This is a genomic window from Methylobacterium sp. J-070, assembly GCF_022829385.1.
Classification (GTDB): domain Bacteria; phylum Pseudomonadota; class Alphaproteobacteria; order Rhizobiales; family Beijerinckiaceae; genus Methylobacterium.
Genome location: NZ_JAKSXX010000060.1, coordinates 24,733 through 39,067, shown reverse-complemented (window position 1 = coordinate 39,067; position 14,335 = coordinate 24,733). Strand labels below are relative to the sequence as shown.

17 protein-coding genes and 1 pseudogene are annotated in these 14,335 nt (G+C 72.5%); 5 read left to right on the top strand and 13 right to left on the bottom strand.

Going from position 1 to position 14,335, the window contains the following annotated elements; genetic code table 11:
- Together MKL01_RS03790 and MKL01_RS03785 are read left to right on the top strand one after the other, a co-directional pair.
- Positions 1-423, top strand: a pseudogene (locus MKL01_RS03790) (translational GTPase TypA); the annotation flags it as partial.
- A gap of 155 nt (positions 424-578) precedes the next feature.
- Positions 579-815, top strand: coding sequence for an RAG2 PHD domain containing protein (locus MKL01_RS03785; protein ID WP_243903900.1), 237 nt, complete (start codon positions 579-581; stop codon positions 813-815).
- Positions 816-924: 109 nt separating this feature from the next.
- Here MKL01_RS03785 and MKL01_RS03780 read toward each other — a convergent pair whose 3' ends face one another.
- The 5 genes from MKL01_RS03780 to cysK form a co-directional block, all read right to left on the bottom strand.
- Positions 925-1,083, bottom strand: coding sequence for a hypothetical protein (locus MKL01_RS03780; protein WP_243903899.1), 159 nt, complete (start codon positions 1,081-1,083; stop codon positions 925-927).
- Entirely contained in the window at positions 1,080-1,394 is a 315-nt protein-coding gene (locus MKL01_RS03775) for a hypothetical protein (RefSeq protein WP_243903898.1), read from the bottom strand. Before MKL01_RS03775 ends, MKL01_RS03780 begins: the two co-directional genes overlap by 4 nt.
- Entirely contained in the window at positions 1,394-1,618 is a 225-nt protein-coding gene (locus MKL01_RS03770; protein WP_243903897.1) for a hypothetical protein, read from the bottom strand. The genes MKL01_RS03775 and MKL01_RS03770 overlap by 1 nt, the downstream gene beginning before the upstream one ends.
- Before the next feature lie 71 nt (positions 1,619-1,689).
- Entirely contained in the window at positions 1,690-2,187 is a 498-nt protein-coding gene (locus MKL01_RS03765; RefSeq protein ID WP_243903896.1) for a hypothetical protein, read from the bottom strand.
- A gap of 317 nt (positions 2,188-2,504) precedes the next feature.
- Positions 2,505-3,479 carry a cysteine synthase A gene (gene cysK / locus MKL01_RS03760; RefSeq protein ID WP_243903895.1) on the bottom strand — a complete coding sequence of 325 codons (975 nt, stop codon included), beginning with the start codon at positions 3,477-3,479 and terminating at the stop codon, positions 2,505-2,507.
- Between the two features lie 199 nt (positions 3,480-3,678).
- Here cysK and MKL01_RS03755 point away from each other — a divergent pair, with 199 nt between their 5' ends.
- A complete protein-coding gene (locus MKL01_RS03755; RefSeq protein ID WP_243903894.1) occupies positions 3,679-4,632 on the top strand; it encodes a TAXI family TRAP transporter solute-binding subunit in 954 nt (317 codons plus the stop codon).
- Positions 4,633-4,653: 21 nt separating this feature from the next.
- Here the strand turns inward: MKL01_RS03755 and MKL01_RS03750 are convergent, their stop codons facing one another.
- Entirely contained in the window at positions 4,654-5,181 is a 528-nt protein-coding gene (locus MKL01_RS03750) for a GcrA family cell cycle regulator (protein ID WP_243903893.1), read from the bottom strand.
- A gap of 417 nt (positions 5,182-5,598) precedes the next feature.
- Here MKL01_RS03750 and MKL01_RS03745 point away from each other — a divergent pair, with 417 nt between their 5' ends.
- Complete coding sequence (locus MKL01_RS03745; protein WP_243903892.1) at positions 5,599-6,786, top strand: patatin-like phospholipase family protein; 1,188 nt, start codon at positions 5,599-5,601, stop codon at positions 6,784-6,786.
- A gap of 50 nt (positions 6,787-6,836) precedes the next feature.
- Here MKL01_RS03745 and MKL01_RS03740 read toward each other — a convergent pair whose 3' ends face one another.
- From MKL01_RS03740 to MKL01_RS03730, 3 genes are all read right to left on the bottom strand, one after another.
- Complete coding sequence (locus tag MKL01_RS03740) at positions 6,837-6,965, bottom strand: TFIIS helical bundle-like domain containing protein (protein WP_243903891.1); 129 nt, start codon at positions 6,963-6,965, stop codon at positions 6,837-6,839.
- 97 nt (positions 6,966-7,062) lie between these two features.
- On the bottom strand, positions 7,063-8,475 hold the full coding sequence (gene pyk, locus MKL01_RS03735; RefSeq protein WP_243903890.1) for a pyruvate kinase: 1,413 nt from the start codon (positions 8,473-8,475) through the stop codon (positions 7,063-7,065).
- A 151-nt stretch (positions 8,476-8,626) separates the two neighbouring features.
- On the bottom strand, positions 8,627-9,121 hold the full coding sequence (locus tag MKL01_RS03730) for an SRPBCC family protein (protein ID WP_243903889.1): 495 nt from the start codon (positions 9,119-9,121) through the stop codon (positions 8,627-8,629).
- 215 nt (positions 9,122-9,336) lie between these two features.
- Between MKL01_RS03730 and MKL01_RS03725 the strand changes: the two genes are divergently transcribed.
- Entirely contained in the window at positions 9,337-10,629 is a 1,293-nt protein-coding gene (locus MKL01_RS03725) for a lytic murein transglycosylase (RefSeq protein ID WP_243903888.1), read from the top strand.
- 7 nt (positions 10,630-10,636) lie between these two features.
- Here MKL01_RS03725 and MKL01_RS03720 read toward each other — a convergent pair whose 3' ends face one another.
- The 4 genes from MKL01_RS03720 to MKL01_RS03705 all read right to left on the bottom strand — a co-directional run bounded on the left by MKL01_RS03720 (position 10,637) and on the right by MKL01_RS03705 (position 14,048).
- Complete coding sequence (locus MKL01_RS03720) at positions 10,637-11,425, bottom strand: aldolase (RefSeq protein WP_243903887.1); 789 nt, start codon at positions 11,423-11,425, stop codon at positions 10,637-10,639.
- A 114-nt stretch (positions 11,426-11,539) separates the two neighbouring features.
- Positions 11,540-12,559, bottom strand: coding sequence for a biotin-dependent carboxyltransferase family protein (locus tag MKL01_RS03715; protein ID WP_243903886.1), 1,020 nt, complete (start codon positions 12,557-12,559; stop codon positions 11,540-11,542).
- A complete protein-coding gene (locus MKL01_RS03710; protein ID WP_243903885.1) occupies positions 12,556-13,290 on the bottom strand; it encodes a 5-oxoprolinase subunit B family protein in 735 nt (244 codons plus the stop codon). Before MKL01_RS03710 ends, MKL01_RS03715 begins: the two co-directional genes overlap by 4 nt.
- Positions 13,287-14,048, bottom strand: coding sequence for a LamB/YcsF family protein (locus MKL01_RS03705; RefSeq protein ID WP_243903884.1), 762 nt, complete (start codon positions 14,046-14,048; stop codon positions 13,287-13,289). The genes MKL01_RS03710 and MKL01_RS03705 overlap by 4 nt, the downstream gene beginning before the upstream one ends.
- Between the last annotated feature and the right edge of the window lie 287 nt (positions 14,049-14,335).

The following is a 14,335-nucleotide window of genomic DNA, read 5'->3' as shown; positions in this document are numbered from 1 at the left end:
CTGTTCAAGGCCTACGAGCCCTTCAAGGGCGAGATCGCCGGCCGCCGCAACGGCGTGCTGATCTCGAACGACAAGGGCGAGGCGGTGGCCTACGCCATGTGGAACCTCGAGGATCGCGGCCCGATGATGATCGAGCCCGGCTGGAAGGTCTATCAGGGCATGATCATCGGCGAGCACAACCGCGAGAACGATCTCGAGGTGAACGTGCTCAAGGGCAAGAAGCTCACCAACATCCGCACCACGTCGAAGGACGAAGCGGTGCGCCTGACGCCGCCGATCCGCATGACGCTGGAGCGCTCGCTCGCCTGGATCCAGGACGACGAGCTGGTCGAGGTGACGCCGAAGTCGATCCGGCTGCGCAAGACCGTGCTGGATCCCAACGACCGCAAGCGCGTCGAGCGGTCCAAGGACAACGCCGCCTGATCCGGGAGAGGTGAACGATCGACAACCGGGCGCTCAGGCCCGGTTGCTGATGGCTCCCTTATGCCCTGCTGCCTTGGCGTCGCTCGAACCCTTATGCCGGGCGGCTTAGCTCGGCATCGCGGTCCTGAGAGGCCCGTGTGAACCCTGTGATCCCCATGCCCGTCGCGTCAAATCCGCTCCAACCGGCCCGGCCGCCCGCCGCCGCGCCGCCGCTCTCCTATCTCGTCGGCCAGGACGGCGAGGGCCACTGGGTCGCCCTGGAGGCCGGCGGACGGGCCGGGGGCATCTTCCGCACCCGCCGGGACGCGATCCGCTACGCCTGCGACGAGTCCGGCTGCCGCCCGGACGACGTGCGGCTGACCGCCGATCCGATCCCCTTCCGGCTCACCTGAGCGCAGAGTCGGCGCACGCGACAGCGGCCGGTCGAGCCGCCGCCACCCCGCCGCGGCGTTGCGACGGGGTGTGAACGGCAGACCACGGCGCCGCCGCCAATCCGATCGATCAGCTGCCGCCGGGATCGGTCTCGTCGTTCTGGCTCGCGCCACCCGATGGGCCCGCCCCGGGCTTGCCGTCGGTCTTCTCGTTCGGATCCTTCACCGCGTCCGGCGCGACGTTCTTCGGCTTCCCCGTCTTGGAGTCGGTGTCCTCGCGCTCGGTCATTCCCGATCCTCCCGCTCCGCCCGGGATCGACCGGCCGCCACCGTCTCGCCGGCGGCCGGGCCCCGGGACGCCTTCTGGTCGGAATGACCGCCGGACGAGCCGCCCACGGCCGGCGGTGAGCGTCCAGGCTCGCCGGTTCGGCCCCAGCCGCCCTTCGGCTCGGGGCGTGCCGCTTCGCCCGACCCCATCCCGGTGATGGCGGCCTGATCGGCGGTCTGATGGCCGCCGCCCGCGGGAGGGTCGCCGCGCGTGCCGACGGCGTCGTCGGGCTTGCGGGTGACGGTTCCGGAGTCGCTCGTGAGCCTGCCCATCAGCGCTTCCCGTCGTCCTGGCCGACCGCCGCGGTGGCGCGATCGATCGCCTCGCTCAGCTCCGGACTGCCAAGGCCTGGCGACGCATCGCCGTTCGTCGGCGCCGCCTCCGTCCCGGCGGACGCGCCGGACTGCCCAGGGCCCGTCGCCGGGCCCTGACCCCTGCGGTCGGGAGGTGTCTCGCCGCTGCGCGGCGGCGATTGCTCTGCCTGCTTCGTCATCATGCGCCTCTCTGCGTCTGCGCGGGACAACGGAGGCGGCGGAGGACGGTTGCGCGCAGTAGCCCGGTCGGGCTTCAGCGCCCGACGATCCGCGGCACCACGGCTTGCGCTAGACGCTGCACCGCGTCCTCGGCGGTTCCGCGATCGGCCGCCCGGGCCTCGATGGACAGCAGGTCTCCGTCCCGCAGGATGACGGCCGTCGCACCCCCGCTTCGGCCGATCGCGTAGACGCTGATCCAGCCGACCGCCCGGCCCACGGACAGGCTGGTCAGCCGGCAATCCGGATTGCGCTTGACGCAGATGCCTTCGAGCGCGGCGAAGGAGGTTTTTCCGGACCGGACCCGCTCCTCGGTGCCGTCGGTCAGGCGCCCGAGCTGGAGATCGACCGAGGGCGCGCCCGCGCACGCCGCGCAGGTCACGATCAGACGCAGCGGCTCCGCCTGGGCTTTGGAGTCGCCGCCGAACGCGGCCCTGGCCGCCTCGGCCATTCCCGTCAGGTCATGGACCGCGAATCCCTGCGCCGGCGCAGCCTGTGACCAGAGGCAGCACAGGAGAACGACAAGGCCACGCATGGGTGAGTCTCCGTCCGGACAGGCGGCTGGCGATTACCGGAAGGATGCAGGAAGATCCAGCGCCGATGGACGAAGACTTGTTCCGCGCGAAGATCGGGAAATAACTCACTAAGAACAGCAGAACGGGCCGCATAGAGTGTGTGCACCCGATGTCCGACCCATCAAATATTAATATCAGAGGCTAAATATTCGATACTCTGTCTTGGACGGTCGATCGTGAGCTGAAGGAGCGGTGGGGGAGAGGCCGCCTGTGCCGCGCCGGCTTCGTCCGGCGCGGCACAGGCGGTGATCGAGCGCCGGGCGCTCCGGGCGGCTTATCAGCCGATCCCGTCGAAGAGCGCCGACGAGATGTAGCGCTCGGCGAACGAGCAGGCGACCGTGACGATCCGTTTGCCCTTGAACTCCGGCCGCTTGGCCAGTTCCAGCGCCGCGGCCACGTTGCCGCCGGTCGAGATGCCGCCGGGGATGCCGTCCAGCCGAGCCAGGGCCCGGGCGGTCTCGAACGCGGTCTCGTTGGAGACCTTCAGCACGCCGTCGAGGATGCCCGTGTGCAGGTTCTCGGGAATGAAGCCGGCGCCGATGCCCTGGATCTTGTGGGGTCCGGGCTGCCCGCCGGAGATCACCGGCGAGTCCTGCGGCTCCACGGCGAAGACCTTCAGGTTGGGCAGGCGGGGCTTCAGCACCTCGCCGACGCCCGTCACGGTGCCGCCGGTGCCCACGCCCGCCACGAAGGCGTCGAGCGCACCGCCGGTGTCGCTCCAGATCTCCTCCGCGGTGGTCCTCCGGTGGATGTCGGGATTGGCCGGGTTCGAGAATTGCTGCGGCATCACCGAGCCGGGGATCTCCTTCAGGAGTTCCTCGGCCTTGGCGATGGCGCCCTTCATGCCCTGCGCGCCGGGGGTGAGCGCCAGCTCCGCCCCCAGGAAGGCCAGCATCTTGCGCCGCTCCAGCGACATGGTCTCGGGCATCACCAGGATCAGACGGTAGCCGCGGGCCGCGGCCGTGAAGGCCAGGGCGATCCCGGTATTGCCGGAGGTCGGCTCAACCAGCGTTCCGCCGGGCTGAAGCTTGCCGGACGCCTCCAGGGCGTCGATCATGTTGACGCCGATGCGGTCCTTGACGCTGGCGATCGGGTTGAAGAACTCGAGCTTCAGCAGGATCTCGGCATCCACGCCGTGCTCCTTCGGCAGGCGGTTGAGACGCACCAGCGGGGTGTTGCCGATCGTCTCGGTGATCGAGCCGTAGACACGGCCATGACCGACCTTCGCCGGCGCGCTGAGGGAATCGGCCATTGCGGAGCTCCTGAACGGGTAAGCGTCGGACAGATATGGGGCCCGTCGGTCTGCGTGTCGTGCCGCCCGACGGGAGGCTGCGATATCGCGTTGCCGCAACCGGGGCAATCGGGCTAAGTGCCCTCGCCAAAAGTTCTTTCCGCTTTTCGCGACGGTTTCGGGCGTGGAGGGGACGGCCTTGCTGACTTGGCTGGGTTCGATGGAAGATTGTTCTCGGACGCGGGTTGTCGGCCGGCGCGGGCCGACGCGCCGGGTCGCGCTCCTGTCCGCCGTCGCTCTCGTCGGCGCGGGCCCGGTCCGAGCGGCGGAGACGGCGCGAATCGTGCTGGCGACCGCGACCCCCGGAGGCGGCTTCCCGGCCTTCGGAGAGACCTTCGTGGCCGCGATGCGGGCCTCGGACCCGATGCTGACGATCGAAACCCGGGCCACGGGGGGCTCCGCGGAGAATATCGGGCTCCTGCGCGACGGCCGCGTCGACCTCGCTCTCGTTCAGGGCGAGTACGCCTACCCGGCGCTTTCGGAGGGTGGCGGCCTCACCGTGCTGGCGCCGATGTATGCGACCCCCGGCCTGTTCGCGGTCCCAGCGGAAAGCCCGATCCGGACGGTGGCGGACCTCCGCGGGCGCGCCGTGGTGCTGGGCACCCACAAGTCCGGATTGACCGTGATGGGCCGCAACGCCCTCCGCGCCTCCGGTCTCGATCCCGAGCGGGACATCCGCCCGATCCTGCTCGATCGGGCCGGGGACGGGCCGTCGATGGTCCGGGACGGGCGGGCGGATGCGCTCTGGGGCGGTGGGCTCGACTGGCCCGGCTTCGCGGCCATGGCCCGGGGACCGGGGGGCGCCCGCTTCTTCGGTCCGTCCGAGGCGGGCATCGCGCAACTGGCCCAGCCCGGCGCCGTGATGAAGCGGCTCACCGTGCCGGCCGGCAGCTTCCCCGGACAGGGCGCGCAGATCGCGACCGTCGGCTCCTGGAGCTTCGTGCTCGCGCGCCCCGGCTTCGAGGGCCCGACGCCCGAACGGCTCGTCAGAGCACTGGTGCGGGCCGATCTGGGCACGACCCACCCGAGACACCTCGTCGGGATCGTGCCGGCGGCGTGGCTGAACCCGGCCACCGCGCAGGTTCTGCGGGAGACCGGGATCCTCCCGCCCTAGGCCGGGATCCCGGCGGCTGCCTCAGCGGAACGAGGCGACGCGGCGATCCCGCTTCCGCTCCGTGGCGGGCTGGTAGGCGATCTCGGCGTGGTGGGTGCAGTAGGGCAGGCCGGTGATCGAGCGGGCGCCGCAGAACCGGAACTCCGGCGTGGTCGGATCGCCGAGCGGCCAGCGGCACATGGATTCCCGCAGGTCCATGATGGTGACGCGCTGGGAGACCTGCAGGGCCACCGGCTCCGGCGACGGTGCGGGGGCGGGGAATTCCGGCGCCGGGCGATGCGCGAGGATTGCCACCGGCTCCGGCGCCTGGGTCTCGACCACCGCGATGGCGGTCTCGATCTCCACCACCTTCGAGGCCGGCGCGTCGGCCTGGCCATCCTCGCCACCCCGGGCCCGTCCGGCCAGACCCAGACGGTGGACCTTCCCGATCACCGCGTTGCGCGTGACGCCGCCGAGCTGCGCCGCGATCTTGCTCGCGCTCTGCCCGTCCTCCCACAACCGGCGCAGCAGAGCCACGCGATCGTCCGTCCAGCTCAGGCCCGCTTCCATAATCCCCCTCCGCCCCTGCGGCCCGAAACCCGCCACGGCCTTCGGTCCGCATCGGGGCTGGCAGACCCGTCACTCGGGCGATCGAGCCGCCAAGCAGACCGTGCACCCGCGCGCCGGCTGCCGCACCGCGTGCGACACCCTGTTCCCAAGCCACGGCCGGACCCTAGCGCGGCGTTCCCGAGCGTTGCAAGGCCGGCTTGCGGCCCGGCGGCCCCCCTGTCCACCGGCAAAGGGCGCCCCGAACGCGGCGGCCTGATCGGCGACGGCCACGCTCGCGCCGCGATCCCGCGGGATCGTGCCCCCCGCGCAACAGCACGGCCATATCGCGCCGCCGAGCCGGCGACGGCGGAACCGCCGCTACGGCCAAGCTCGTTCCGTGTGGCAGAGTGGCGTGAACCACGGATCGGGGTGAGGGTGATGGGTTTCCGTCAGATGGGCCTGCGCGCGCTGGGCGCGCTCGGGATGGCGGCGCAGGTCGCGGCCTGCGGGAGCGTCCCGCGCGTGCCCTACACGGCCCAGCAGGCCGCCTTCGCCAGCGTGCCCGGAATCCCCGGCGCGCGCGTCTACGCCGACGCCTCGGTGGAGACGATCGCGGAACTCGCCGCCAACCCGCAGCGCCGCACCCGCGGCTTCACCTATCTGGCGCTCTCCGGCGGCGGCGGCGACGGCGCCTACGGGGCGGGGGTGCTGAACGGCTGGACGGCCTCGGGCAGGCGCCCCGAATTCACCCTCGTCTCGGGCGTGTCCACCGGCGCGCTGATCGCGCCCTTCGCGTTCCTGGGCCCGGCCTACGATCCCTACCTGACCGAGTTCTACACCAGCGGCGTCGCCGGCGAGCTGGTCGCCTCGCCGAACCTCGCGAACGTGCTGTTCGGCTCCGGCCTGTTCGGCGACGGGCGCCTGCGTGACCTGATCGACCGCTACGTCACGGCCGACCTGCTGCGGGCGGTGGCCGAGGAGCACGCCAAGGGCCGGCGGCTCCTCGTGGTCACCACGAACCTCGATGCCCAGCGCGCGGTGATCTGGAACATGGGCGCCATCGCGGCGAGCGGCGTTCCCAACGCCCGGGAGCTGTTCCGCGACGTGCTGGCCGCCTCCGCCAGCATCCCGGCGGTGTTCCCGCCGCAGTTCATCGACGTCTCCGCGGGCGACGCCCGCTTCCAGGAGATGCATGTGGACGGGTCGGTGGTGACGCCGGTCTTCACCCTTCCGCAGTCGCTGCTCCTGCGCGACGGGCGGATCCGGACCGGGGGCAAGGCCGACATCTTCGTGGTGATCAACGGCCGCCTGGAGCCCGAATTCGAGCTCGCCAAGAACAACACGCTCTCCATCGTCGAGCGCTCCTTCACCACGGCGAGCCGGGCGCGCTCGCGGGCCACGCTGACGGCGACCTACGCGCTGGCCCGCAACAACGGGATCGGCTTCAACCTCACCTATATCGACGAGAACGGCCCGAAGGCGTCGGCCGCCAAGGGCTTCGACACGGCCTACATGCGCGAACTTTACGAGGCCGGTCTGGAGAAGGGCCGGACCGGCACGTTCTGGCAGCACACGGTGCCGGCGGCCCCGGTACTGAAGGAGGCCGTGAGCGCGATCGACAACTGAGCCCGGATGGCCCGCGCCGCGCCCTGCGGAGGGCGCGGCGGTCGAAGCGTCTACTTGCCCAGGATCTTCGTGACGAGGCGGCCGATCGGGGTCGCCGTGCTGGCGTTGCGGTCGTCGCGGTCGACGGGGCGGTTCTCGTTGCCGAGAAGCTTGGTGACAATGCGTCCGATCAGGTTCATGGGTCGGCCCTCCGGTCTCGCGCCACCACGGCGCAGCTTCGGATTCAACGGGCGAGGCGCGAGCCGCGTTCCACCCGCCGCGTCGGCGATGCCCGCCTCAGACCTGCATCAGGCGGATGTTGTTGGTGTTGCCGGCGGTGTGGAACGGGATGCCGGCGGTCACCACGATGATGTCGTTGGGCTTGGCGAAGCCTTCCTCCCGCGCGTGGTGGCGGGCCTTCGTGGTCATCTCCTCGTAGCTGTCGACGTCCTCCGTCAGGACGCTGTGCGCCCCCCAGAGCAGGCTCAGCCGCCGCGAGGTCGCGACGTTCGGGGTCAGCGCCAGGATCGAGGCGGCCGGGCGCTTGCGGGCGACCCGGGCGGCGGTCGTCCCGCTCGCCGTGTAGGCGACGATCGCGGCCGCGTGCACCGCCTCGGCGAGGTCGGCCGTGGCCGTGGCGACCGCGTGGGGCGGCGTCTCCTCCTCGCCCGGCTCCGAGGCCGCCACGATCGAGTGGTAGAGCTTGTGCCCTTCGACGCTCCGGATGATCCGGTCCATCATCGTCACGGCCTCGACCGGGTAGAGCCCGGTCGCCGATTCCGCCGAGAGCATCACGGCGTCGGCACCGTCGTAGATCGCGGTGGCGACGTCCGAGGCCTCGGCCCGGGTCGGCGCAGGGGCGTTGACCATCGAGTCGAGCATCTGGGTCGCCACCACCACCGGCTTCACGGCGAGCCGGCAGGCCCGGATCAGCTCCTTCTGACGGCCCGGAACGTCCTCGTGCGGGATCTCGACGCCGAGGTCGCCCCGGGCCACCATGACGGCGTCGGAGAGGCGGATGATGTCGTCGATCCGGTCCAGCGCCTGCGGCTTCTCGATCTTCGACATGATGCCGGCGCGCTCGCCGATGATCCCCCTGGCCTCGATGAGGTCCGACGGCTTCTGCACGAACGACAGGGCAACCCAGTCGACGCCGAGTTCCAGCCCGAAGGCGAGGTCGGCGCGGTCCTTGTCGGTCAGCGGCGACAGGTCGAGCAGCGTGCCAGGGAGGTTCACGCCCTTGCGGTTGGAGATCGGGCCGCCGGTGACGACCTCGGCGGTGATGGCGGTGCGCTCCGGCCCGGTGACCCGCACCCGCACGCGCCCGTCGTCGATGAGCAGCTCCTGACCCGGCACCACCGCGTCGAAGATCTCGGGGTGCTGCAGCGGGATCGTCTGCTTGTCGCCCTCGGTGCCTTCAAGGACGAAGCGCACCATCTCGCCCGCCCTGAGGTCGAGGCGACCGCCCCGCAGCGTGCCGATCCGGATCTTCGGGCCCTGCAGGTCCTGAAGGATCCCGATCGGGCGGCCGACCTCCCTCTCAAGGTCCCGGATCGCGGCATGGACCCGTGCGTGGTCGTCCTGCACCCCGTGGCTGAAATTCAGCCGGAACGTGTCGACCCCGGCGAGGAACAGGGCGCGCAGCCGCTCGGGCGCCGCGCTGGCGGGTCCCACGGTGGCGACGATCTTGGCGTGACGGTGACGGCGCATGGTGTCTCGGCCTCCTGAGTGTGTCTCCGGGAATCGGGCAGGGCGCTCGGACGCGCCGGTGCGGCACACGACGGTCCGGTGCCCGGCCGCAGCGAGGGGCCGACCGGCCGGATCGGCGCTTTCGGGCGCGGGGGCACGATTCGGCCGCCCGCTATCTGGCCGCTTCCCGGGCGATCCCGGCAAGCCCCGTTTCGAACACGCCCGCGATGTCGGCCGTCGCGTCCGCGTCGCTCGCGCCCTCGGCGTCGAAGGTGGCGCTCCAGATCACCGTAGATCCGGTCCCGTTCGGCCGGACCGCCAGGGTCGCGTTGTAGGCGCGCACCGGCAGGGGACCCTGGACGAAGCTGTAGCTGTAGCTCATGCCGGTCTCGTCGCGGGCCGTCTCGACCTCGACGATCGTTCCGAGGCCGCCCTTGACGATCAGGCCGCGGATCTGCGCGCGGATGCCGTCGTCATCGTCGTCGGTCGAGAGGATGCACCGCTCCACCTGGGAATGCCAGAGCTGGATCGCGCAGAAGTCGCCGATCAGCGCCCACACGGCCGCGGGCGGCGCCGGGAGGTCGCGGCTGCGGGTCACCTCGAGGGCGCGGGCGGGTCCGGCTGCGAGCAGGGCCGCCCCGATCGCCAAGTGGGCTGCTCGGTTCACCGGATCGGTCTCCCCGCTGATGTCACGCAGCCAGATAGGGCGCCGGGGCCGCCCCGTCGCGGGGGCGACGTCGCGGGACCCTGTTCACGCCCGCGCGAGGGCTGTCGCCCGGTCGGCGGCGGCCGCCGGGCCCGCGCGCCCGCTCGGTCCCTGGCGGGCGCCCCGGCGGCCCGGGTATGATGCGCGCCGCAGGATCGGCCGCACCGGAGATGCCCATGGACGTTCGCGCAGCGCCGATGAGGCACGCGAGGCGGCGCGGCGCGCGCCGGTCCCTGGCGATCCGCCTCGCCGCCGTCGGCTGCATCGGCGTGCCCGCGCTCGCCGTCGCGGCGTCGGCGGAGACCCCGGCCACCCCGCCGCCCTTCGAGACCTGCCGCGCCGATCTGGCCGCCTGGGGCGTCGCCCACGAGGTGCCGGCGCGCGTCGCGGACGCCCAGCTCGCCGGGCTCATGCCCGATCCGGAGGTGCTCGCCGCGACCGGAAGCCAGGGCGAGTTCGTCCGGCCGATCTGGGATTACATCGAGGCGAGCGTGACCCCGGCCCGCATCGAGGCCGGCCAGCGCGCGCTCGCCGCGCACGCCGACACGCTGGCGGCGATCGAGGCCGCGTACGGGGTCGATCGCCACGTCCTCGTGGCGTTCTGGGGGGTGGAATCGAGCTACGGTGCGGTGCTCGACAATCCGGCGGTGGTGAAGCCCGTCGTGCGCTCCCTCGCGACGCTCAGCTGCGGCGATCCCGCCCGGGCCGGCTACTGGCGCGACGAACTCACGGCCGCCCTCGGGATCCTGGCGCGGAACGAGGCGCCGCTGGACCGGATGCCTGGCGGACTCACCGGGTCCTGGGCGGGGGCCATGGGCCACACCCAGTTCATGCCGACGGTCTATCGGCAGTACGCCGTCGATTTCGACGGCGACGGACGGCGCGACATCTGGACCTCGGTCCCGGACGCGCTCGCCTCCACGGCGAACTACCTGCGGGCCCACGGCTGGAGGCCCGGCGAGGCCTGGGGCACCGAGGCGAGCCTGCCCGAGGGTTTCGACGCCGCGCTCGCCGACGAGACCACCGCCCGGAGTTTCGCGGCGTGGCGGGCGCTCGGCGTGAAGCCCGCCCGCGACCGCGCGGCCCCGGACGACACTGCGGAGGCGACGCTGATCCTGCCGGCGGGGATCCGCGGTCCCGCGTTCCTGCTCCGACCGAATTTCGCGGTGATCCTGCGCTACAACACGGCGCTGGCCTACGCGCTGACGGTGGCGCACCTGTCGGACCGCCTGAGCGGCGACCCGGGCTTCGCGCGCGACTGGCCGCGGGGCGACCGGCCGCTCACCGCGGACGAGCGCCGCGACATCCAGACCCGCCTGGCCGAGCGCGGCTTCGCCCCCGGCGGCGTCGACGGGAAGATCGGTCCACGGACCCGGTCGGCGCTGCGCGCCTTCCAGGGTTCCATCGGCCTGCCCGCGGACGGCTACGCCGACACCGCCGTGCTGGAGCGGATCCGGGCCGCGCCCTGAGGCGGGATCAGGCGAGGAAGGCCGGTTCGTCCCGGGCGAGCACGCGCTTGACGCTCTCCAGGTGCAGCCGCGCGCTCTCGGCGCGCCCGGCGGCCTCCTGAGCCGCCACGCGCCTCACGATGGCCTCGGGTACCGCCTTGAGGGTGCGTCCGGTGCTCATGGCGAGCACCTGCGCCTGCGCGGCCCGCTCCAGGTAATAGAGGTCGTCCCAGGCCTCCGCGATGCTCTCGCCCAGCACCATCACGCCGTGGTTCTTCAGGAACACCACGTCGGCTTGCCCGGCGCTCATCGCGATCCGCTCGCCCTCGCGGGAGTCGAGCGCCAGCCCGTTGTAATCCTCGTCGACGGCGATGCGCCCGTAGAAGCGCAGGGCGGTCTGGCCGGCCCAGAGCAGCGGCTCGCCCTCCAGCATGGCCAGCGCCGTCGCGTAGGGCATGTGCGTGTGGAAGGCGGCACGGGCGCGGGGCTTCAGCCGGTGCAACTCGGCGTGGATATGGAACGCGGTGGCCTCCGGCTGCCCGTCCCCTTCGACGACGTTGCCGTGGAAGTCGCAGAGCAGCAGGCTCGACGCCGTGACCTCCGCGAAGGCGAGGCCGTAGGGGTTGACCAGGAACAGGTCGGGCCGCTCGGGCAGCACGGCCGAGAAGTGGTTGCAGATGCCCTCCTCCAGACCGTTGCGGGCGGCCCAGCGCAGGCAGGCCGCGAGGTCGACGCGCGCGCGGCGGACGCTGTCGGCGTTCAGGGGCTCGTTGCTGCGCGCGGGCGGCGCGCCCGAGGCGGTGACGGCGTGAGCCATGCGTTGGGACCTTTCTGTTCTCGATGAAGGAACGGCCTGACGAGTCAGGCCTGAGCGGCGTATGACGGGTTCGGGCGGCGCCGCGCTCCGTCCCCGGCGCGGGCGTTTCGACGCTCAGGCATGACCGTCGATCACCCCGCCGACGAGGTTGAGACCGAGCAGGAAATCCGACGCGAAGGCGGTCCGCACCACCGGTTCGCGGGCGACCGGCTCGCCGAGGGCGGCGCGCTCGGCCCGGCGGGCGGCGACCGCCTCGGCCACCGTGACGCTGCGGAACCGCACCTCCGCCCCGCCGCGCACCTGGGCGAGGCGGCCGAGATCGGGGCCGATCACGGTGGCGATCTTCGGATAGCCGCCGGTCGATTGCCGGTCGGCCATCAGCACGATCGGCAACCCGTTTCCCGGCACCTGGATCGCCCCCATCGCGACGCCGTCGGAGACGATGTCGTGGCCCTTGGCGTGTGTCAGCGGCGTCCCGTCCAGGAAGCAGGCCATGCGGTCGCCCCGGGGCGACACGGTCCAGGGCCCGGCGAGGAAAGCCGCGATCTGGTCGGGGGCGAAGTAATCGTCCTGCGGACCCAAGACGACGCGGATCTCGCGGCCATCCCGCTGCAGCCACGGAGCGGCGAGGCTGTGCGGCGCGTCCTCCCCCGGGCGGCCCTCGGCCACCGGCAGGCGGTCCCCGGCGGCGAGCCCGCGTCCGTCCAGGCCGCCGAGGGCCGAGCGGGTATGGGTGGCGGTCGACCCCAGGATCGGCGCAACGTCCAGCCGCCCCAGCACCGCGAGATAGCCCCAGCTGCCCGCATCGCCGGCCCGAACGGCCAAGCTCTGTCCGGGCTCAAGGGTCAGCGCCACGGCTCCCGGCAGCGCCGCGCCGTCCAGCGCCACGCGGAAGCCCGGCGCGACGAGGGCGATCCCCAGCGCTCCGCCCTCGGAGCCGACCGTGATGCCGCCGGTGGAGATCTCGATAGCGGTGGCGTCGAGGGGGTTGCCGGCCGCCCGGTTGGCGGTGGCGTGCATCAGCGGATCCATCGGACCCGCGGCCGTGATGCCGAAGCGCAGGTAGCCGTGCCGCCCGCCGTCCTGCAGGGTGACGCCGGGGCCGGCGGCCCCGATCGCGAGGACGGCGGTCATGGAGCCTCCCCCCGCCGGGCGACGGGTTCGCCGGCCGCCTCGCGCGCGGTCAGCGCGTCGAAGGTCGCCGCATCCACGGGTTCGAAGCGGATCAGGTCGCCGGCGCCGACGAAGAAGCTCGGCTCGCGCTCCGGCGCGTAGAGGCGGGCCGGCGTTGCCCCGATCACGTACCAGCCGGTCGGCATCGGCACGGTCGCGACCGCGGCGAGTCCGCCGCCGATCACCACGGCGTTGCGGGGATGGGGCGGCCGGGGGCTCGCCCGGCGGGGCACCGCCAGGGCCTTCGGCAGGCCGCCGAGATAGGCGAAGCCCGGCGCGAACCCGTACATGTAGACCCGGTAGGTCGCTTCCGCATGGGTCGACACCACCGCGTCCGGCGACAGGCCGGTGCGCTCGGCGACCTGGGCGATGTCCTCCCCGTGCGGGGCGTCGTAACAGCAGGGCAGGGTCCACAGGATCGCAGTTGCAGCCCGGGCATCCGCGGCCGCCGCGAGGGACCGCACCCGGGCGGCGAGCGCGTCGCGGTCGAGAACCAGCGGATCGTAGTGCAGCATCAGGGAGCGGTAGGTCGGCACCCGTTCCCGCAGGCCGTCGGGCGGGTCAGCCCCGAGGGCGTCGTCGAGGGCCAGAACCCGGTCGCTGATCGCGGGATCGACCGTGCTGCCGAACTCGACCACCAGGGCGGCCTCGCCCGCATCGAGGATCCGGGGTTCGTCCGGCACGGCGCTCACGGCCGGAACGGCGCCAGCGTGACTCCCGCACCCTCCAGCCGCGTCCGCACGGCGCGGGCGGTCGCCACCGCGTGGGCCGAATCCCCGTGCACGCAGATGGAGCGGATCGGCGTCGGCAGGGCCTTGCCGCCCGCCGTGAGGATCGCGCCGGTCTCGACCATGCGCAGGACCCGATCTGCGGCCTCGCCGGCCTCGGTGATCAGCGCGCCGGGTTCGTTGCGGGGGATCAGGAGCCCTGCCTCGGTGTAGCCGCGGTCGGCGAAGATCTCCTGGTGCACCTCCAGGCCGCAGGCCTCGCCCGCCTGCACCTGCGCGGTGAGCGCGATGGCCAGGAGGGCGAGATCGCGGTCGACCGCGCGGACCGCCCGCGCGATGGCGTCGGCCACCGGCCGCTCCTCGGCGGCGATGTTGGCCAGCGCGCCGTGCGCCTTCACGTAGGTGATGCGGTGGCCGGAATAGGCGGCGAGCGCCATGGCGGCGCCGATCTGATAGGCCACCAGCCGCTCGATCTCCGGCGGGCTGAACGGCATCCGGCGGCGGCCGAAACCCCAGAGGTCCGGGAAACCCGGATGGGCGCCCACCGCCACGCCGCCCGCCTTCGCGAGCGCGAAGGTCCGCGCCATGATCTCGGGATCGCCCGCGTGCAGGCCGCAGGCCACGTTGGCGGAGGTCACGACGGCGAGAATCGCCGCATCGTCGCCGCAGGCATAGGCGCCGTAGCCCTCGCCGAGATCGGAATTGAGATCGACGCTGCTCAACGGACCCGCTCCCTCGCCGCCGCGCGCCGTCCCGCGCTCGCCCGACGGCCTCCTACCAGATATCGCGCACCGGCTTCCATGACTGCAAGGCCGATGCCGGTCGAGGGACACAGTCGTCCTGGCTTCGGATCCCCCGAAACCCGCGGCGAGCGCGGCTTCTATCGGACGCGGATCACGATGCGCGACACGCTCCCCTCCTCCTTGCGGGGAGGAGGTGGAGGTGGGGCAGACGGCACCGCCGAGCCACGTCCAGGACCACCCCCACCCCCTGACCCCTCCCCGCAAGG

What these genes read in the sequence shown, in the direction of transcription:
- MKL01_RS03785 (WP_243903900.1), top strand. Translation starts at nt 579, where the DNA reads ATGCCCGTCGCGTCAAATCCGCTCCAACCGGCCCGGCCGCCCGCCGCC.
- MKL01_RS03780 (WP_243903899.1), bottom strand. Translation starts at nt 1,083, where the DNA reads ATGACCGAGCGCGAGGACACCGACTCCAAGACGGGGAAGCCGAAGAAC.
- MKL01_RS03775 (WP_243903898.1), bottom strand. Translation starts at nt 1,394, where the DNA reads ATGGGCAGGCTCACGAGCGACTCCGGAACCGTCACCCGCAAGCCCGAC.
- MKL01_RS03770 (WP_243903897.1), bottom strand. Translation starts at nt 1,618, where the DNA reads ATGATGACGAAGCAGGCAGAGCAATCGCCGCCGCGCAGCGGCGAGACA.
- MKL01_RS03765 (WP_243903896.1), bottom strand. Translation starts at nt 2,187, where the DNA reads ATGCGTGGCCTTGTCGTTCTCCTGTGCTGCCTCTGGTCACAGGCTGCG.
- cysK (WP_243903895.1), bottom strand. Translation starts at nt 3,479, where the DNA reads ATGGCCGATTCCCTCAGCGCGCCGGCGAAGGTCGGTCATGGCCGTGTC.
- MKL01_RS03755 (WP_243903894.1), top strand. Translation starts at nt 3,679, where the DNA reads ATGGAAGATTGTTCTCGGACGCGGGTTGTCGGCCGGCGCGGGCCGACG.
- MKL01_RS03750 (WP_243903893.1), bottom strand. Translation starts at nt 5,181, where the DNA reads ATGGAAGCGGGCCTGAGCTGGACGGACGATCGCGTGGCTCTGCTGCGC.
- MKL01_RS03745 (WP_243903892.1), top strand. Translation starts at nt 5,599, where the DNA reads ATGGGTTTCCGTCAGATGGGCCTGCGCGCGCTGGGCGCGCTCGGGATG.
- MKL01_RS03740 (WP_243903891.1), bottom strand. Translation starts at nt 6,965, where the DNA reads ATGAACCTGATCGGACGCATTGTCACCAAGCTTCTCGGCAACGAGAAC.
- pyk (WP_243903890.1), bottom strand. Translation starts at nt 8,475, where the DNA reads ATGCGCCGTCACCGTCACGCCAAGATCGTCGCCACCGTGGGACCCGCC.
- MKL01_RS03725 (WP_243903888.1), top strand. Translation starts at nt 9,337, where the DNA reads ATGGACGTTCGCGCAGCGCCGATGAGGCACGCGAGGCGGCGCGGCGCG.
- MKL01_RS03720 (WP_243903887.1), bottom strand. Translation starts at nt 11,425, where the DNA reads ATGGCTCACGCCGTCACCGCCTCGGGCGCGCCGCCCGCGCGCAGCAAC.
- MKL01_RS03715 (WP_243903886.1), bottom strand. Translation starts at nt 12,559, where the DNA reads ATGACCGCCGTCCTCGCGATCGGGGCCGCCGGCCCCGGCGTCACCCTG.